Consider the following 18,992-nt stretch of genomic DNA (forward strand, 5'->3'; position numbering starts at 1 on the left):
GCAGACGTCATCGTCGCTCTGCTGCTCGTGAAGGTCGGTTTGTCTGATCACGCACCAGGATTGAACCAACCCTCGAAGCTCTTCGAAAAAAGCCGAACTCCGGTCGATTCTGAACCCGAACGATAACTCGTTCATCCCCAGCTACCCAGTGCGTAATTTGAACCTAGCCCGCTTCCCGCGGAATTCCAAGCCTTTTCTTTCGCTTGTGCAAAACACGCTAAGTCTCGCACAAGCTTTGTTATTCGGCTGTCATGCTTTTGCTTGTGACTGGTCTTGCGCAACGTCACGCAACAACAGAACACGATCGTTCCCGCCGTAGTCACGCACGGCATCGACCAGTGTAAAACCCTGTTGTTCAAAAATTGCCGCGACCGTTTCCTTCTGGTCGTAGCCGATTTCCAGACCGATCAACCCACCCGGTTCAAGAAACGCGCGGGCACCGGCTGCTATGTCACGATAAGCGTCGAGCCCATCCGGGCCACCATCCAATGCAACAAGCGGGTCGAAATCTCGGACATCCGGTTGAAGCTCGGGAATCACATCTGATCGTATATAGGGAGGATTTGACACGATTATGTCGAAACATCCCTCAATCGTGTCGAACCAGCGGCTTTCCCTTGTCGAGAACCGGTCCGCTATACCATTCAGGTGGGCATTGGCGGTGGCCGTATCAAGGGCATTGCGCGAAATATCGCTGCCGACAGCCGTCAATTGCGGCAGGGCCTTTGCCAGGGCAAGTGCGATCGCACCGGTTCCGGTGCCCATATCGAGCAGACGTACCGCGCCCTTTTGCGCCGCGATTTTTTGCGCATGCGGCAACAGCGCTTCCACCAGCGTTTCCGTATCCGGTCGCGGCTCCAGCGTTTCCTTCGAAAGCTTCAGCGTCAGCCCGTGAAAATCACGGGCACCGATTATGCGATGGACCGGCTCGTGCCGCACCCGCCTTTCGATCGCGTCGAAAATTTTTGCCGTCTCGGCCAGCGTCAAAAGCCTTTCGCCACCGGTAAAAACCTCCGTATTCGAAAGTCCCAGCAACCCACCGATCAGATAGCGTGCCTCGAAGGCCGCATCGGCAAGACCAGCCTCGGCAAGCCGCCGCTTGGCGGTCATCACCGCTTCGGCAAGGGTCTTCATCCCTGTTTCTCGCCCAGCTGCGCCAGCTGCCCGGCCTGATAATCGGAAATCAGCGCGTCGACCATTTCGTCGATCTCGCCTTCGATCATGCGGTCGAGCTTGTAGAGCGTCAGGTTGATGCGGTGATCCGTCACCCGCCCCTGCGGGAAATTGTAGGTGCGGATACGCTCGGACCGATCGCCCGATCCCACCTGGCTCTTGCGGTCGGCGGAGCGTTCATTGTCCGCCTTCTGGCGCTCCATGTCGTAAAGCCGGGTGCGCAGAACCTGCATCGCCTTGGCGCGGTTCTGGTGCTGCGATTTTTCGGCGCTGACGACGATGATGCCGCTCGGCAAATGGCTGATGCGCACAGCCGAGTCCGTGGTGTTGACGTGCTGGCCACCGGCGCCGGAGGCGCGCATCGTATCGATACGGATGTCTTCGGGCCGGATCTCGATATCGATCTCTTCGGCTTCCGGCATCACCGCAACGGTCGCGGCGGAGGTATGAATGCGCCCCTGCGTTTCGGTATCCGGCACGCGCTGCACGCGGTGCACACCCGATTCGAACTTCAGCTTGGAAAACACCCCGCGTCCGGTGACGTTGGCAATGATTTCCTTGTAACCGCCGGCTTCGCCTTCGCTTGCTGACAGCACTTCCACTTTCCAGCCATGCGTTGAGGCATACCGGTCATACATGCGAAAAAGGTCACCGGCAAAAAGGGCGGCCTCATTGCCACCGGTGCCGGCGCGGATTTCGAGGATGGCACTGCGTTCGTCGGCGGCGTCTTTGGGAAGAAGCAGGATCTGCATCTCCTTTTCCAAAGCCTCGACCCGCTCTTCCGCTTCCGGCAGCTCCATTTCCGCCAGTTCGCGCATCTCGCGATCGGTGGCCTTGTCGGAAAGCAGCGCGCGCAGGTCCGCCTCTTCAGAGATCGCCTTCTCGTATTCGCGGATCTTGCGCACCACCGGCTGCAGTTCGGAATATTCGGATGCCAGCTTCACATAGACGTCGGCCGCAGGGCCTTCCGACATGCGTGCCTCGATCTCGGCGAACCGGCGTTCCAGTTCGCGCATCTTTTCGACGGGCAATTTTGCCAAGCGTCAGAACTCCAGAAGTAAATCCCGTTCCCGAAACGGGATCAGACGGGAATGTTGTGTTCCGCCGCAAACCGCAGCAGGATCTCGCGCGTCGTTTCGCCCGACAGGGAACGGTCGTCAAGTGCCGCATTCAGCGCAGCCGCCAGCTTGCCGGCATCCAGCCCCAAAAGCATCGCCTTCACCGGACCGATCGCGGTCGGCGACATGGAGACGGAGCGGAAACCAAGCCCGATCAGCGCCATGGCAGACAACGGCCGGCCGGCCATCTCGCCGCACAGCGTCACCGGCGTATTGTTGCGCTCGCCTGCCCGCACGATATCGCGAAGAACCCGCAGGAACGGTTTGCCCAGATTGTCGAATCGGTCGGACACCCGCGTGTTTCCGCGATCCACCGCCATCGTGTACTGGAACAGGTCGTTCGAACCGACGGAGATGAAATCGACCGCCGCCATCAGTTCGTCGATCTGCCACATCAGTGACGGCACTTCCAGCATCGCCCCGAACTGCAGCTTTTTCGGCAGCGCATGGCCGTGTTTGGAAAGATGCTGCACTTCCTTGAGCAGAAGTTCGCGCACCGCATGGATCTCGGACACTTCCGTCACCATCGGTACCATCATCTTCAGTTCCGACCCTGCGGAAGCGCGCAGCAATGCCCTGAGCTGCGTGCGCAAAAGGCCCGGCCGGTCGAGCGAGAGGCGGATCGCCCGCCAGCCCAACGCCGGGTTTTCTTCCTCATGGGCGCGGAAATACGGCACCACCTTGTCGCCGCCGATATCGAGCGTGCGGAACGTCACGGGACGGCCCACCGCCTGTTTCAGCACGGCGCGGTAAAACGCTTCCTGCTCCTCAAGTTTCGGCATGTTGGAGGCGATCATGAACTGCAGCTCGGTGCGGAACAGGCCAATGCCCTCGGCGCCGGATTCGGAAAGCTGCGGCAGGTCCACCATCAGGCCGGCATTCATCTGCAGGCCGATGCGCTGGCCATCGCGGGTCACCGGTTCGACATCGCGCAAAGCGCGGAACTGTTCCTGCCGCTTGGCGCGCAGTTTCACCTTTTCCGCATAGGCGTTCTGCATGTCGACCATCGGGCGCAGATGCACCTGGCCATCATCACCGTCAATGATCACGGCGTCGCCGTTTTCAGCCAGCGCCACGATCCCCGCCGCCTGACCGACGACGGGTATGCCCATTGCGCGCGCAACAATCACCACATGGCTGGTGACGGCGCCATCTTCGAGCACCAGACCACGCAGGCTCTGGCGCGGATAGTCCAGAAGTTCGGCAGCGCCCATGGCACGCGCCAGAACGATCGCATCGTTCGGAAAACCGTTTTCGAAATCGCGTCCCGCAAATCCCGTCAGCTGGCGCAGCAGCCGGTTGGCGAGATCGTCGAAATCATGCATGCGCTCGCGCAGATACGGGTCGGTCAGGCGCATCATCCGCGCCTTGGTGTCACTCTGCACCTTTTCGACCGCCGCCTCAGCCGTCAGGCCGTTGCGGATCGCCTCCTCCATGCGCCGCACCCAGCCCTGATCATGGGCGAACATGCGAAACGCTTCCAGCACCTCGCGATGTTCGCCTTCCTGGCTCACATCACGGCGCTGAAGCATGTCGTCGATGGAAATACGCAGCGAACCGAGCGCGTGCACAAGGCGTTCGATTTCCTTGTCGGCATCCTCGTTCAGGAGATTGGTCACGACGATGCGCGGCTCGTGCAGAACCACGTGGCCAAGACCGATGCCCTCATTATAACCGTCGCCATCGATCGACACCGCACGGGTCAGATCGAGTTCGAGACCGGGGGCCGTAATCTTTTTCAGTTCTCCGGTCGCGATCATCTCTGCGATTACCATTGCAGTCGTCTCGAGCGCTTCCGTTTCGTCTTCACGGTAATTGCGCTGTGCCTTGTTCTGGACGACGAGAACGCCCAAAGTACGGCCGGCCCGCAAGATAGGAACGCCGAGGAAGGAATGGTAGATCTCCTCACCGGTTTCCGGCAAATAACGGAAAGCCGGGTGCGACTGGGCATCGGAGAGATTGAGAGGTTGTGCGGAGGCGGCAATCGTGCCGACCAGACCCTGACCCATTTTCAGCTGGGCAAGGTGCACGGCGTCCTTGTTCAGGCCCTCCGTGGCATAAAGCTCCAGCACGCCATCAGAGCGCAGGACATAAACGGAGCAGACCTCCGCCACAACATTGCTGGCAATCTGGCGAACGATACGATCGAGCCGATCCTGTGGCTCGAGCGGTTCCGCCATCAACTCACGCAGGCGCTTCAACAGAACCCGCGGACCTGCCGATAGATCTCGCGTCGGCATGCTTGCTCCCGAAAACAGGTACCCTACCCCCCGGAAGCGGCCGCGCCCTCAAATGTCAGGCGCGGCGAACCGGTTCACGATCAATTCTTATCGAGACCGTAGGCGGAATGCAAAGTGCGAACTGCAAGTTCGGAATATGCACCGTCGATCAGGATGGAAATCTTGATTTCTGACGTCGTAATAGCCTTGATGTTGATGCTTTTTGCGGCAAGTGCCTTGAAAGCTGTCGCCGCAACGCCAGCATGGCTGCGCATGCCGATGCCGATGACCGAAACCTTGGACAGGCCTGATTCGGTCTGCACCACGTCGAAGCCGATCGCTTCCTTGTTTTCGTTCAGAACCTGCATGGCCTTGTCGACGTCGCCCGAAGGAACGGTGAAGGTCATGTCGGTGCGCGAACCGTCTTCGGAAATGTTCTGCACGATCATGTCGACATTGATATGGGCTTCGGCCAGCGGGCCAAAGATCGCCGCCGAAACGCCCGGACGGTCGGCAAGCCGACGCAGCGAGATCTGTGCCTCATCCTTGGCATAGGCGATGCCGGTAACGACTTCCTGTTCCACGATTTCTTCCTCTGCGCAAATCAACGTACCGGGCGGATTGAGAAGGTCACCCATGCCCGGTGCATCGGGATCTTCGAAACTGGAGCGAACGAAGGTGCGGACCTTGTGGACCATGGCGAGTTCGACCGAACGGACCTGCAGGACCTTCGAACCGAGCGATGCCATTTCGAGCATTTCCTCGAAGGACACCTTCTTCATGCGGCGCGCGGCCGGCACGATGCGCGGATCGGTCGTGTAGACGCCATCGACGTCGGTATAGATGTCGCAACGATCGGCCTTGACGGCAGCGGCAATCGCCACGGCCGAGGTATCCGAACCGCCGCGGCCGAGCGTGGCAATGCGGTTATCCGGGCCAAGGCCCTGGAAACCGGCAACCACGGCCACCTGGCCCTCGCCCATGCGCTTGATGATGTCGGCGCCGTCGATCTCTTCGATGCGGGCAGCGCCATGAGCGCTGTCGGTGCGGATCGGGATCTGCCAGCCCTGCCAGGAACGGGCATTGATGCCCATCGACTGCAGCGCAATCGCCAGAATACCGGAGGTGACCTGTTCGCCGGAAGCGACGATCGCGTCGTATTCACGCGCATCGTAGAAAGGCGAGGTTGCACCAGCCACTTTCGGCATGTCCTGAACCCAGCCGACCAGTTCGTTGGTCTTGCCGGACATGGCGGAAACGACGACCGCGACCTCATGGCCGGCATCGACTTCACGTTTTACATGGCGGGCAACATTATGGATGCGTTCGAGGTTGGCGACGGACGTGCCGCCGAATTTCATGACAATGCGCGCCATTTTAAGACCAATACCACCCGTTCGCGCCCCATATGGCATCGGCTAAGGATGCCGGCGGACGCGTCTCCTGTCGAACGGACTTTTGTTTGAAAAGCCCGAAGTTGCCGGGTCTCTTAGCGAAAAGCGGGGATTGGCGCAATGGTCGCATCAGGCCAAAGCGGTACGGTTTTGTCATGAATTGGTTACGAATCGCAGCTCCCTTTCACGCGAAAAGGGAGCTGCCGGAATAGGCAGCCCCCCTTTTCGGAACAGTCCAGGGATCGGACTGGGTGTGCCGGCGGCACCATCCTGCTTGCAATTGCTGACCATATGCCCCGTCTGCGCGCCGCGGTTTATTGGCCTGGCGGCGGCAAAAGCCTGTTGCGCCAGCCCTCGGACGGCCGCACGCTGTCCCGATTGGGCGGATTGTCTGCGCCGGAAGGCGGGAGCAGTGGACTATCGCCATCGTCACGGGGAGGCGGGTTACGACGATCGTCACCTGCCCGTGGACCACCGCGATTGTCATCACGGCGATCACCGCGATCCCAGCCCGGAGGCGGACCACCACGATTGTCGTCACGGCGATCACCGCGATCCCAACCCGGAGGCGGACCACCACGATTGTCGTCACGGCGATCACCGCGATCCCAACCTGGCGGCGGGCCGCGGCGATCGTCACGATCCCAGCCCGGCGGCGGCGGTGGCGGACGACGGTCGTCACGTGTCCAGCGCGGCGGCGGTGGTGGCGGGCGACGGTCCCAGCGGTCGCGATCCCGGTAGAAATCGCGGTCGCGGTAATAACGGCCCCAATAATTGTCGACCTCGAAGGTGACCGTCGGAATGCCAAGCGGACGATAATAGTCCGGAGCGACATAAACACGGTTCTGGCGATAAGTCGTGCTGATATAGCTGCCGGAAACCCAGCCGCGTCCACCGGCAAACTGCACGTCGCACCAGTTGACGTTGCTCATGCAGCCATGAATGGTGATCGGCGCTCCGACCGGCACGACGGTTACCGCCGGGTACCCGGTGCTCGGGCCTGAGCGCATGTTGACGTTCGCGGTCGCATAACCACGCACGGCAGCTTCTGCGAGCGTCGGCGCTACCATCAGCGCACTGGTCGCGGCCGCAGCCAAAATAAATTTCTTCACGTGTTCCTCCTTGAAGAACATAGCCTGATACCTCGGTCGTCCGGACCAGGGGTCGGCAGGCCTGCCAACATGCGGCAGACAATGCCGAAGACGTCCCGATAGTTCCAATTTGCCTGTGAACCGGGCATGAATGCGGCGTTTAGCTGATGTTTAGTCGCCTATTTCGTCCAGAACCCGGCACCTCAAACAAAAATCACATCAAAATTCGTCCGCCTGTCTCACAAACACCTGAGAGACCGCAGCAAAATCGGCGTCCATGCGCACTTGACTTCGTTTGCCGATCATCCGACTTCAGTCGCCAAAGAGACGGCCTTGAAAACCCGCCGATGAAAAAGGGCCGATGGAAAAGGAATGACACCATGAGCGAAGCCAACAAGACCACCGTCGATCCAAGCCAGGTCGAATGGTTTTCCAAAATGGCCGCCGAATGGTGGAGCCCGACCGGAAAATTCCGGCCTCTGCACAAGTTCAATCCCGTGCGCATCTCCTACATTCGCGATCAGATCTGCGCCCATTTCGGCCGCGACCCGCGCGCCCACAAGCCGCTCGAAGGCCTGCGCATTCTCGATATCGGCTGCGGCGGCGGCCTGCTGTCGGAACCGATCGCCCGCATGGGAGCGATCGTTATCGGCGCCGATCCGTCGGAAAAGAATATTGGCATCGCCTCCACCCATGCAGAGCAGACCGGCGTCGAGGTCGATTACCGCGCCGTCACCGCCGAACATCTGGCCGAAGCGGGAGAGCATTTCGACGTCGTGCTCAACATGGAAGTGGTCGAACACGTCGCCGATGTCGAATTTTTCCTGCGCACCTGCGCCTCGATGGTCAAGCCCGGCGGCCTGATGTTCGTCGCCACCATCAACCGCACTTTGAAGGCCCGCGCGCTCGCCATTTTTGCGGCCGAAAACGTGCTGCGCTGGCTGCCGCGCGGAACACATCAATATGAAAAACTGGTGCGCCCGGAAGAGATCGAAAAGCCGTTGACGACCGAAGGGCTTGAAATCATCCATCGCACGGGCGTGTTCTACAACCTGCTCGCTGACAGCTGGAACCTATCCTCAGACATGGATGTGAACTACATGCTGCTGGCCAGACGGCCGGGTTGAACGGCCCCTGAAAAGGGATGATCCCGACGGGTGCGAAGTCTGCTATGATGGTCGGAGTTGGGATTGCCCGTTCGGCCGGTGATCCGTCAACAGCGACAGGCTGGAGGGTGCGGTCGTAAACCCGCTTCACTGGATGAAGCGCGGAAACCCTCGACCTCGGAAGTGTCATAAGGACTAACGAAAAGACCGAAATTGTAGATAGCCAGTCTTTTCGTCGTGCCAGCTATCTCAGTTGGCGTCGTCCGGAATGGCCGGGATCGGCGCGATCTCGATGCCCTCATCCAACAGGTCGCGCACATCTGTCAGGCTTGCCTGACCGATGATGCCGCGTGCATCCGCCTCGCCATAGTGGATTTTTCGCGCTTCTTCCGGAAACCGCTCGCCGACATCCTCGGAACTGGCCTTGATCTCGGCGACAGCCGCTTTCAGCTTGGCCATGGCTTCGGCCTTTGCCATATCCATCGCCACCGCCTGCCGCTTTTCCCTGGCCCGAGCCGTCGACACGGACGGCGCCATCAGGCTCTTGGAAATGGCAGCCGAACCGCAGACGGGACAGGTCAGAAAGCCGCTTTGAAGCTGGCGATCGAAATCGCCACTTTCCGAAAACCAGCCTTCGAATGCATGCGCGCTGTCGCAGGTGAGCGAATATTTGATCAAGCCGCAACCTCGCCGGACCTTGCCGGCGCGACTGTATCAAGCGTGAAATCGCGGGCATTTTTCAGGTTGGGAATTTTTCCACGCGCAGCGGGAACATCGGCAACATCGATCTCAGCGATCACCACCGCCTCCCCGCTGCCGCCGGCAGACGCCAGCACGCGGCCCCATGGGTCGATAATCATTGAATGACCAAAGGTCTCACGGCCATCTTCATGCACACCGGCCTGTGCCGCGGCGATCAGGAAAGCGCCGTTTTCGATGGCGCGCGCGCGAAGAAGGATTTCCCAATGCGCCTCACCTGTCTGGCGGGTAAACGCGGCCGGAACGGTCAAAACCTCGGCACCGGCGAGTGCTTCGGTACGGAAGAGTTGCGGGAAACGCACGTCATAACAAATCGCAAAACCGAGTTTGGCAAATGGCAGTTCGGCAACCCGCGCCTCCTCGCCCGGCCGATAGACAGCGCTTTCGCGCCAGCTCTCGCCATTGTCGAGATCGACATCGAACATGTGGATCTTGTCATAGGTGCAGACCCGCGAACCATCAGGTCCAAACAGGAAACCGCGATTGGCGATCTTGCCGTCCTCGAGAGCGATGGCCGTCGAGCCGACATGCACATGGATGCCGAGTTCCTTGGCGAGATCCGCAGCAGTCGCCACGATGATGTCACCATCCTCGTCCTTCAGCACGGCACGCAGACCGGCGCGGTCTTTCTGAACGGCACCTGTCATTTCCGGCGTCTGCACGTAGATGGCACCCTTGGCCGCCGCATCACGCACCAGCCGCGCCATGTCGGCGGCGTTTTTCACCGGATCGACGCCGGAGCACATCTGGATGGCGGCAGCCTTGAAAGCCATGGTCTTCGTCCTGCTTTTATGAGGTCGTGATTATCGTGATCAGGCCGCAAGCAGCGGGTCGAGCTTGCCGGCGCGTTCCAGCGCATGAAGGTCGTCGCAGCCGCCGACATGCTGACCGTTGATGAAAATCTGCGGGAAGGTCGTACCACCGTTCGATATGGCGATCATTTCCGCGCGCGTTTCCGGGCGTTGCGTCGCATTATGCTCGACATAATCCGCGCCCTTCGATTCCAGAAGGGATTTGGCACGCGCGCAGTAACCGCAGCCGTCACGGGTATAGATGATGATCTCTGCCATAAGGTCTCCATAGGGCTCGCAAATACCCTTCATGAATTCCTTAGGGATCAGATGCTCCCATTGGCACCATGAGGGCTTTTGGGCCATCTCGTATTTCGTCTTGTCATATAGGCCCGGAAATCGCCAGTGCAAAGGTCAAAACGGTCACCTCTGCGGCACCAGCCCGCTTGAGCGCGGCCGCGGCCGACGATACGGTCGCCCCCGTCGTGTGCACATCATCGACAAGCACCAGCCGTTTACCAAACACATCCGACTCGTGGCCCGGCACGATGGCAAAGGCAGCACGGACATTGTCCTGTCGCCCCTTGGCCGTTAGCCCCACCTGCCGGCTGGTGCGTTTCACGCGCTTCAGCGTCGAGGGCAGAAGTGGTTTGCCGGAAAGCTTTGCCAAATGCCGCGTCAGCTCCGCCGACTGGTTGAATTTCCGACGGGCAAACCGCGTCCAGTGCAAAGGCACAGGCAAGATACCGTCGCATTGCACGAGATGCTCGGCCCCTGACCGCTGCATCCACGCTGCCATCATGATCGCCAGTTCTGTGCGGTCGCGATATTTCAGCCCATGCACCAGCCTGCGGGCAACGCCGTCGTGGATCGCCACCGCTCGCAACCGGTCGTAACGCGGCGGATCAGCAATGGCCTTGGCTGAAACCAGCCGCCCACCCTCGCCCGCCTCATGATCGAATGCAAAGGGAATACCCAGAACATCACAGAAGGGACGTTCGATGAAATGGACGGATTGCCAGCAGGTAGGACACAGTGCGCCGTGGCGACCGATCATCACGCCGCAACCGGCACAGACCGGCGGATAGACAAAATCCACGGCACACCGAAACAGGCCGGACGCACCTGAGAAAATTGCCTTGCCAACGGACGGACGAGCCGGCCGGTCGGTAATGTCATCGATCTCGCTCCCCATGCCATCCCCCGCGATAACAAGCCGAACATCACCACCAGCAAAACCATTCGGCCTTGACATTAATCGCTCATCGGCGCCTTTGCGATCCGGAATTCTTGGGGGATGGCACGAGGGGCACCATATGGGGCCGATACCGCATCCGGAGTGTTTTATGGATATCCTTTTCGACCTTGATCTGGTCGCCGCCCGCCGTGAACGCGCTGCCAGCCATCCCTTGCCGGGTACAGATTTCCTCCTTGATCTGGCAGGCCGCGAACTGGCCGAGCGACTGGAAGTCGTGGAGAGGGTTTTTGAGGAAGCGGTCGAACTGCATGGCGGAACCGGCACGGCCGCGCGCTTAAGCCTTGAGACCGGCAAGATCACAAATCTCACCCGTATCGAAACCGATGCCGTCTTTTCGGGCGCAGGCGAGCATAGATTTGTGAGCGCACCACTCGAAGACGTGCCGCTCGAACCGCAATCGACCAATCTCGTGCTGTCGCCGCTGGCCCTGCATCTCACCAATGACACGCCTGGTGTGCTGATCCGCATTCGCCGTGCATTGAAACCCGATGGTCTTTTCCTCGCCGCGATCCCCGGCACCGGCACGCTTGCCGAATTGCGCGATGTTTTGCTGGCGACGGAAGCGGAAATTACAGGCGGCGCCAGCCCCCGTGTCATCCCGTTCCCGGACGTGCGTGATATCGGAGCACTTCTCCAGCGCGCCGGTTTTGCCTTGCCGGTTGCCGATGCCGAAACCTACACGGTCCGGTACGATTCGCTGTTCGATCTGATCCGGGACCTGCGCGCCATGGGCATGACGAACCCGCTTTCCGGCCGCAGCCGCAAGCCTCTCAGCCGACAATTCCTGATGCGCGCAGCGCAGATCTATGCCGAACGCTACAGCGATGCGGACGGCCGTATCCGCGCTACCTTCGCGATGATTTACGTATCTGGATGGGCCCCACACGAAAACCAGCCGAAACCGCTGAAGCCGGGGTCGGCCACGGTCAGGCTGGCAGATGCGCTGAAGGGAAAAGCGCCTTAAGGCGCTTTGGAAACGGCGTTGTCGATCTTCGACGAAACGCCGTTGAACATGTTGCCCAGTTCCGTGCCATAGGCACCCACACCGCCGATGATGGCGGTGCCGATCAATGCCGCAATAAGGCCGTACTCAATGGCTGTCGCACCACTTTCGTTACACAGGAAAGAGCGGATCAATCGCATTTGCAGGCCTCAGCAACCGGTTTCGGAACTGTAGCCCTGCAAAACACATACCGAACCCGGCGTCTCCTGCAGGACACTTCGGCGAATGGTATAATGCTTATTCTTTTCTTTTGTGTTAGCAGTATCGCTCTTAATTGAACCAGTTGAGATCATATCGAAATCTTGCTGCACATGCGCCATGCGGTCCTGATCGCCGCGTTTGGCAAGCATGGGCGTCACGATCAACGACAAAGCGATCGCAGCGGTACCGAAAAGAAGTGCAACATTGAGAGCGCCAGTCCGGCTCGACCGGAATGCCGGCCGCTGTCGCGTCCGCGCAGTCTTCCAGATTTCGTCGTCCATCACCTTAAGCCTCACACACGCAGTTACTTGCCCGCCGAAGCCTAAACTTCGCATGATCGGTTAAAGGATCTGTTAATGCCGTTGTCATAACTGCGACGAGCGCAAATGATCTGTGGACAGTCAGAGAAGGTCTTGCAGGAAAGGGATCAGCGGCTCATCGGCCGGCGGCATCGGGTAATCACGCAGCGCCTGCGGACGAACCCACTTGATGGCCTGCCCTTCTTTGCCCACAGGAATGCCCTCGTAGCGACGGCAGACATAAAGCGGCATCAGAAGATGAAACGTCTCGTATGTGTGGCTGGCAAAGGTCAACGGTGCAAGGCACGCTACCTTGGTGGCAATGCCAAGCTCTTCCTCCAGTTCACGCACGAGCGTCTCTTCCGGCGTCTCGCCCGGCTCCACCTTGCCGCCGGGGAACTCCCACAGACCGGCCAGCGATTTGCCTTCCGGGCGTTGCGCCAGAAGAATTCGCCCGTCGGTATCGATCAGTGCACAGGCGGCGACCAGCAGGATTTTGCGTTCGGTGTTGCTCACGCCGTCTCGTCCTTGCGCCAGTAGTGATATTGATAGGCTTCGCGAAAACCGAAACGCTGGTAAAGCGCGATCGCCGCCTTGTTGGTCTCACCCACCTGCAGCCACGCCACCCGCGCGCCGCTAATGCGTGCCCAGCGCAGGGCCGCGGCCAGGATCTCGGTACCAAGCCCCTGCCCGCGACGCTCTTCGGCAACAGCCAGATCCTGAATGCCGGCAAGATCGTTGTCCTGCACGCAAATCGTTACCGCAGCCGGACCTTCGCCCGGGTTCTCCATCAGGAAAAGACCGGTGGTCGGCTTGATCGCACTGACGATCTCCGCCATCGCCGGTTTGATGGCGGGGTCGGCACCGTGCACCGCAAGGCTGGCATCGATGAAGCGGCCGATATCGTGGGTCGGCAGATGCGCCAGCGTTTCGGAAAAATCGATGGCGGCGAGATCCGCCGTCATCACCGAGACGGTCTCGATACAGACCCAGCCCGCTTCGTCCAAACGATCGATCAACGGCCGTGGCGACAATGGTGTCTCTCGGATGACGAGCTGTCGACCGTAATGGGCAAACTTCTTGCGCGCCTTTTCCAGCCGGATATCGGCATCGTGGTAATCTGAAGGATCGAGCGGCACTACACAGTTCAGGCGCTTCGACGGATGACCGCCGGTGAGCCGCACCTGCCAGCTGCCGTCATAAACCACGGAGGCCGCCGGCCACGCCCGGAAGCCGACCGCTTCCAGACGCCGCACCATCGGCAGGTCGCCATGGGGAGAATTCGCCAGCATCAAACTATCAGCTCCGGTAATCGCCATTGATGGCGACATATTCCTTGGTGAGGTCGCAGGTCCAGACCGTTGCCTTGCCCGATCCGAGACCCAGATCGACGCGGATCGGAATGTCCTGCCCCTTCATCACGTTCGACGCCGCTTCTTCCGAATAACCGGCATCACGTTCGCCGTTGACGGCAACGCGCACGTCACCGAACCAGATGGCCAGCTTGTCGCGATCGGCGGCTTCACCGGCCTTGCCGACAGCCATGACGATACGACCCCAGTTGGCGTCCTCGCCGGCGGCGGCAGTCTTCACCAGCGGCGAATTGGCGATCGACAGCGCGATCGTTTTCGCCGCCGCATCGGTTTCGGCACCGGTCACGGTGATTTCCAGCATCTTGGTGGCGCCTTCGCCATCGCGAGCAACCTGGATCGCCAGATCCTTCAGGAGCGCATTCAGCGCATCACGGAAGGAGGCAAGCGCCGGATCCTTGGCATCGACGATCTGCGCCTGACCATCCTTGGCGGCAGCCCCGGTGGCAAACAACATCAACGTGTCGGAGGTGGACGTGTCGCTATCGACCGTCATCGAATTGAAGCTCGGCTCGACGCCGGCCGACAGCAGGTTCTGCAGAACCGGCGCCGAAATATCCGCGTCGGTCACGACGAAGGACAACATGGTTGCCATGTCAGGGGCGATCATGCCGGCACCCTTGGCGATGCCGTTGATCGTTACCGTCACACCACCGATTTCGGCGGTACGGGTCGCGACCTTCGGATAGGTGTCGGTCGTCATGATCGCCTTGGCAGCTTCCAACCAGAAATCGCCGGTCGCGGTCTTGTGCATATCGCCCAGAACGCCCGCAAATTTGGTGGCGTCGAGCGGCTCGCCGATCACGCCGGTCGAGGCCAGATAAACCTCGTTTTCGCCGCAGCCGACAGCCTCGGAAGCGGACTTGGCAGTGAGTTCGGTCGCAGCCCTACCCTTCACACCGGTAAAGGCATTGGCATTACCGGAATTGACCACTACCGTGCGGGCAACACCATGCGAAAGGTTGGAGCGGCAGAAATCCACCGGGGCCGACGGGCACTTTGATTTGGTAAAGACGCCTGCCACGGCAGCCGGCTCATCGAACACCATCATCAGCACATCTGTACGGCTCTTGTACTTTATGCCGGCGGCAGCAGTTGCCATGCGGACACCGCGCAATGAAGGCATGTCCGGATAGGATTTCGGGGCGAGCGGAGAGATGGTGGCGGACATGGTCAAAACCCTGGATCTTGAAATACCGGACAAAGAAAGGCCCGCGTAAGCGGGCCTTTTTAAAAAAGCAGATTACTGCTGCGGCTGCGGCTGTTCCTGCTGTTCCTTGGTGGCGTCTTCGTAAGCCTTTTTCAGTGCTTCGTCGGTGACTTCCACCTTCTGCTCTGCCTTGGCCTTTTCCAGAAGTGCCGAATACTTTTCCTGCATCACCAGCTGGCGAACCTGCGGCTCGACCTGCTCGAATGCCGGCGGAGCGGCTTCGCGCTTGTCTTCGACCTTGATGACATGGAAGCCGAACTGCGACTTTACCGGGGTCTTGGTGTAGGTGCCCTTTTCCAGCGTGAAGGCGGCTTCTTCGAATTCCGGAACCATGCGGCCCTTGGTGAAGTAACCGAGGTCACCACCGTCAGACTTGCTCGAATCTTCCGACTTGGCCTTCGCCAGTTCGATAAAATCCTTGCCTTCGTCGAGCTGCTTGATGATGTCCTTGGCCTCTTCCTCGGTCTTTACGAGGATGTGACGGGCATGCACTTCTTCTTCCTTGGGAAGCGAAGCGATTTCCTTTTCGTAGCGGGCCTTCACCTCTTCGTCCTTGACTGCGTCAAAGACTTCCTTGCGCAGGTATGCGTTGTGCAGCTCGCGTTCCTGCAGGAAGGCCAGACGCTTCTTGAAGTCGTCGGTCTTGTCGAGGCCCAGAGCCGCGGCGTTCTTGGCCAGCAGCTTGACGTCGATGACCTGCGAGAGAGCGGCCGCCTGCTTCTGGTCGTCGGGAAGCTGCTGGTATTGTGGGCCTAGGCTGGAGGCAGCCATGTCCAGATCGGACTTGTGGATCTCGACACCGTCAACCTTGGCGACGACGGAATCTTCCTGCGCAAACGATGCGGAAGAGAAGGAGATCGCAGCAATCAGGGCAGTCGCTGCAAGAAGCTTATGGCGCAACATATAGAAACCTTTCAGGTTAGGCACCGGTATCTGCATGTCTTGATTCCGGCCGGAATCCTTCAAAAACACCGGATTGTGGCCATTCTGTATCGGCCGGAACCGTTGACAACATTCGGCCCCCCTCTTATCTGTCACGCAACTTCGCGTCCAGAAGAGTTTCAGGCGCAGCGGAGCATTTTGTTTGGTTTGAAGACCTTGCAATCAAACGGTCCGCAACCATGGGACATGATTGAGAAAGGACCATTTGAATGGTCAGCTTCGGCGGCATCGCCCGCAAACTGTTCGGCTCGGCTAATGATCGCCGCGTCCGCTCCTACAGCTCCCGCATTCAGGCCATCGCCGCCCTCGAGGAAAAGACCAAGGCTCTGACCGACGAGCAGTTGTCTGCCAAGACCGTCGAATTCCGCCAGATGCTGGCCGACGGCAAGACGCTGGACGACATCCTCGCGCCGGCCTTTGCGGTGCTTCGCGAAGCCTCGCTGCGTGTTCTCGGCATGCGGCCGTTCGATGTGCAGCTGACCGGCGGCATGATTCTTCATGATGGCGACATCGCCGAAATGAAGACCGGTGAAGGTAAAACCCTCGTCGGTACGCTGCCCGTGTACCTCAACGCGCTGTCCGGCAAGGGTGTGCACGTCGTTACCGTCAACGACTACCTCGCGAGCCGTGACGCCGCCACCATGGCGCGTCTCTACAGCTTCCTCGGCCTGTCCACCGGTGTCATCATCCATGGTTTGGACGACGAGCAGCGCCGCGAGGCCTATGCCTGCGACATCACCTACGCGACCAATAACGAACTGGGCTTCGATTATCTGCGCGACAACATGAAATACGAGCGCGGCCAGATGGTTCAGCGCGGCCACAATTATGCGATCGTCGACGAAGTCGACTCGATCCTGGTTGACGAAGCCCGCACGCCGCTGATCATCTCCGGCCCGCTGGACGACCGCTCCGATCTGTACAATACGATCGATGCCTTCATCCCGATGCTGTCGGCGGAAGATTACGAGATCGACGAAAAGCAGCGTTCGGCCAACTTCTCCGAAGACGGCACCGAAAAGCTGGAGAACCTGCTGCGCCAGGCAGGCCTGTTGAAGGGCGAATCGCTTTACGACGTCGAAAACGTCGCCATCGTTCACCACATCAACAACGCGCTGAAGGCCCACAAGCTTTTCAACCGCGACAAGGACTACATCGTCCGCAACGGCGAAATCGTCATCATCGACGAATTCACCGGCCGCATGATGCCGGGCCGCCGCTTCTCCGAAGGCCAGCATCAGGCGCTCGAAGCCAAGGAAAAGGTGCAGATCCAGCCGGAGAACCAGACGCTCTCCTCGATCACCTTCCAGAACTATTTCCGCATGTATTCCAAACTGGCCGGCATGACCGGTACGGCATCGACGGAAGCGGAAGAATTCGGCAACATCTACAGCCTCGAAGTTGTCGAAGTTCCGACCAACCTGCCGATCCAGCGTATCGATGAAGACGACGAAGTCTATCGCACCGGCGAGGAAAAGTTCACGGCGATCATCAAGGAGATCCAGGAAGCGCACAAGCGCAACCAGCCGGTTCTCGTTGGCACGACCTCGATCGAAAAGTCCGAATTGCTGGCCACCATGCTGCGCAATGACGGCTTTGAAAACTTCCAGGTCCTGAACGCCCGTTACCACGAGCAGGAAGCCTATATCGTTTCACAGGCCGGTGTTCCGGGTGCCGTCACGATCGCCACCAACATGGCCGGTCGCGGTACCGACATCCAGCTCGGCGGCAATGTCGACATGCGTCTCGAGCGCGAGCTTGAAGGCATCGAGGACGAAGCCGAACGCAAGGCGCTGGAAGTTTCCATCCGTGCCGAGATCAAGGAACTGAAGGCCAAGGCTCTCGAAGCCGGCGGTCTTTATGTCATCGCATCGGAACGCCACGAAAGCCGCCGTATCGACAACCAGCTGCGTGGCCGCTCAGGCCGTCAGGGTGACCCGGGCCGCTCAAAGTTCTACCTGTCCCTTCAGGACGACCTGATGCGCATTTTCGGCTCCGACCGTATGGACGGCATGCTGCAGAAGCTGGGCCTCAAGGAAGGCGAAGCAATCGTCCATCCGTGGATCAACAAGGCTCTGGAACGCGCCCAGAAGAAGGTCGAAGCCCGCAACTTCGACATCCGTAAAAACCTTCTGAAATACGACGACGTTACCAACGACCAGCGCAAGGTCATCTTCGAACAGCGCCTCGAAGTCATGGACGCCGAGGACCTGACCGAGATCGTCGACGACATGCGACAGGACGTCATCGATGCTCTCGTCGGCAAGCATATCCCTGAGCGCGCTTACGCCGAACAGTGGGATGCCGCCGGTCTTCAGGCCGAAGTGGCCCGCCTGCTCAACCTCGAACTGCCGATCGTCGAATGGGCACAGGAAGAGGGCATCGGTGAAGAAGACCTGCGTGAACGCATCACCGAAGCGGCCGAAAAGGCCAATGCCGAACGCACCGAGCGTTTTGGCGCCGAGATCATGACCTACGTCCAGCGTTCGGTCACGCTGCAGACGCTCGACCATTTGTGGCGCGAGCACATCGTCAACCTCGATCACCTGCGCTCCGTCGTCGGTTTCCGTGGTTATGCGCAGCGTGACCCGCTGCAGGAATACAAGGCCGAGGCCTTCGAACTGTTCCAGGCACTGCTCGCCAACCTGCGCGAAGCCGTGACTGCACAGATGATGCGCGTTGAACTGGTCCAGAACCCGGAACCGCCTCAGCCGCCGGAAGTGTTTGGCGAACACCATATCGACGCCTCGACCGGCTGGGACGAAGTGTCCAACCGCGACGGTCAGGACTTTGTCGCCGCCCCGCAGGACCGCCGCCCGGAAGATCCGTCTACCTGGGGCAAGGTCGGCCGTAACGAAAACTGCCCCTGCGGTTCGGGCAAGAAATACAAGCATTGCCACGGCGCCTTCGAAAACGCCTGAGCAATCTGAAACAGCAATTAAAATGCCGCCTCCGGGCGGCATTTTTCGTTGGTGATGATCTGTGGAATTCCACTCGAACATTCATCAGTCTTTCCTAATGGAAACAATTTCTTAACGCTGTTCTGACACCCTGTGCG

Annotated in this window: 18 protein-coding genes; 3 read left to right on the plus strand and 15 right to left on the minus strand. The window is 59.7% G+C overall.

Annotated elements, in window-relative coordinates; translation table 11 throughout:
* Window positions 1–249: 249 nt before the first annotated feature.
* The 5 genes from prmC to GAO09_RS17200 form a co-directional block, all read right to left on the minus strand.
* Entirely contained in the window at window positions 250–1,134 is an 885-nt protein-coding gene (gene prmC, locus GAO09_RS17180) for a peptide chain release factor N(5)-glutamine methyltransferase (protein ID WP_153355253.1), read from the minus strand.
* Window positions 1,131–2,213, minus strand: coding sequence for a peptide chain release factor 1 (gene prfA, locus GAO09_RS17185; RefSeq protein ID WP_153355254.1), 1,083 nt, complete (start codon window positions 2,211–2,213; stop codon window positions 1,131–1,133). The genes prmC and prfA overlap by 4 nt, the downstream gene beginning before the upstream one ends.
* 41 nt (window positions 2,214–2,254) lie before the next feature.
* Complete coding sequence (gene ptsP, locus GAO09_RS17190) at window positions 2,255–4,531, minus strand: phosphoenolpyruvate--protein phosphotransferase (RefSeq protein ID WP_153355255.1); 2,277 nt, start codon at window positions 4,529–4,531, stop codon at window positions 2,255–2,257.
* Window positions 4,532–4,611: 80 nt separating this feature from the next.
* Window positions 4,612–5,886 (minus strand): aspartate kinase, encoded by a 1,275-nt coding sequence (locus GAO09_RS17195; protein WP_112729121.1) that lies wholly within the window; start codon window positions 5,884–5,886, stop codon window positions 4,612–4,614.
* Between the two features lie 332 nt (window positions 5,887–6,218).
* Window positions 6,219–7,016 (minus strand): SH3 domain-containing protein, encoded by a 798-nt coding sequence (locus tag GAO09_RS17200; RefSeq protein WP_338015082.1) that lies wholly within the window; start codon window positions 7,014–7,016, stop codon window positions 6,219–6,221.
* A gap of 359 nt (window positions 7,017–7,375) precedes the next feature.
* Here GAO09_RS17200 and ubiG point away from each other — a divergent pair, with 359 nt between their 5' ends.
* Complete coding sequence (ubiG, locus tag GAO09_RS17205; RefSeq protein WP_153355257.1) at window positions 7,376–8,122, plus strand: bifunctional 2-polyprenyl-6-hydroxyphenol methylase/3-demethylubiquinol 3-O-methyltransferase UbiG; 747 nt, start codon at window positions 7,376–7,378, stop codon at window positions 8,120–8,122.
* A 228-nt stretch (window positions 8,123–8,350) separates the two neighbouring features.
* Here ubiG and GAO09_RS17210 read toward each other — a convergent pair whose 3' ends face one another.
* The 4 genes from GAO09_RS17210 to GAO09_RS17225 all read right to left on the minus strand — a co-directional run bounded on the left by GAO09_RS17210 (window position 8,351) and on the right by GAO09_RS17225 (window position 10,846).
* A complete protein-coding gene (locus GAO09_RS17210; protein WP_153355258.1) occupies window positions 8,351–8,779 on the minus strand; it encodes a DUF1178 family protein in 429 nt (142 codons plus the stop codon).
* Window positions 8,776–9,633 carry a carbon-nitrogen hydrolase family protein gene (locus GAO09_RS17215; protein ID WP_153355259.1) on the minus strand — a complete coding sequence of 286 codons (858 nt, stop codon included), beginning with the start codon at window positions 9,631–9,633 and terminating at the stop codon, window positions 8,776–8,778. Before GAO09_RS17215 ends, GAO09_RS17210 begins: the two co-directional genes overlap by 4 nt.
* A gap of 39 nt (window positions 9,634–9,672) precedes the next feature.
* Window positions 9,673–9,930, minus strand: coding sequence for a glutaredoxin 3 (gene grxC / locus GAO09_RS17220; protein ID WP_153355260.1), 258 nt, complete (start codon window positions 9,928–9,930; stop codon window positions 9,673–9,675).
* Window positions 9,931–10,033: 103 nt separating this feature from the next.
* Window positions 10,034–10,846, minus strand: coding sequence for a ComF family protein (locus tag GAO09_RS17225; protein ID WP_153355261.1), 813 nt, complete (start codon window positions 10,844–10,846; stop codon window positions 10,034–10,036).
* Between the two features lie 151 nt (window positions 10,847–10,997).
* Between GAO09_RS17225 and GAO09_RS17230 the strand changes: the two genes are divergently transcribed.
* On the plus strand, window positions 10,998–11,873 hold the full coding sequence (locus GAO09_RS17230; RefSeq protein WP_153355262.1) for a methyltransferase domain-containing protein: 876 nt from the start codon (window positions 10,998–11,000) through the stop codon (window positions 11,871–11,873).
* On the opposite strand, the gene GAO09_RS17235 is transcribed toward GAO09_RS17230, so the two are convergent.
* The 6 genes from GAO09_RS17235 to GAO09_RS17260 all read right to left on the minus strand — a co-directional run bounded on the left by GAO09_RS17235 (window position 11,870) and on the right by GAO09_RS17260 (window position 15,895).
* A complete protein-coding gene (locus GAO09_RS17235) occupies window positions 11,870–12,052 on the minus strand; it encodes a Flp family type IVb pilin (protein WP_153355263.1) in 183 nt (60 codons plus the stop codon). The genes GAO09_RS17230 and GAO09_RS17235 overlap by 4 nt on opposite strands.
* Before the next feature lie 9 nt (window positions 12,053–12,061).
* Window positions 12,062–12,394, minus strand: coding sequence for a hypothetical protein (locus GAO09_RS17240; RefSeq protein ID WP_153355264.1), 333 nt, complete (start codon window positions 12,392–12,394; stop codon window positions 12,062–12,064).
* 120 nt (window positions 12,395–12,514) lie between these two features.
* Window positions 12,515–12,928, minus strand: a complete 414-nt coding sequence (gene mutT, locus GAO09_RS17245; protein WP_324185510.1) for an 8-oxo-dGTP diphosphatase MutT — start codon at window positions 12,926–12,928, stop codon at window positions 12,515–12,517.
* Window positions 12,925–13,731 carry a GNAT family N-acetyltransferase gene (locus GAO09_RS17250; protein ID WP_153355266.1) on the minus strand — a complete coding sequence of 269 codons (807 nt, stop codon included), beginning with the start codon at window positions 13,729–13,731 and terminating at the stop codon, window positions 12,925–12,927. The genes mutT and GAO09_RS17250 overlap by 4 nt, the downstream gene beginning before the upstream one ends.
* Window positions 13,712–14,953 (minus strand): bifunctional glutamate N-acetyltransferase/amino-acid acetyltransferase ArgJ, encoded by a 1,242-nt coding sequence (argJ, locus tag GAO09_RS17255; RefSeq protein ID WP_153355267.1) that lies wholly within the window; start codon window positions 14,951–14,953, stop codon window positions 13,712–13,714. The genes GAO09_RS17250 and argJ overlap by 20 nt, the downstream gene beginning before the upstream one ends.
* Before the next feature lie 72 nt (window positions 14,954–15,025).
* Window positions 15,026–15,895, minus strand: a complete 870-nt coding sequence (locus tag GAO09_RS17260) for a peptidylprolyl isomerase (RefSeq protein WP_153355752.1) — start codon at window positions 15,893–15,895, stop codon at window positions 15,026–15,028.
* A 248-nt stretch (window positions 15,896–16,143) separates the two neighbouring features.
* Here GAO09_RS17260 and secA point away from each other — a divergent pair, with 248 nt between their 5' ends.
* A complete protein-coding gene (gene secA, locus GAO09_RS17265) occupies window positions 16,144–18,855 on the plus strand; it encodes a preprotein translocase subunit SecA (protein ID WP_153355268.1) in 2,712 nt (903 codons plus the stop codon).
* Window positions 18,856–18,992: the final 137 nt, after the last annotated feature.

The organism is Endobacterium cereale (genome assembly GCF_009617585.1).
Lineage (GTDB): Bacteria > Pseudomonadota > Alphaproteobacteria > Rhizobiales > Rhizobiaceae > Neorhizobium > Neorhizobium cereale.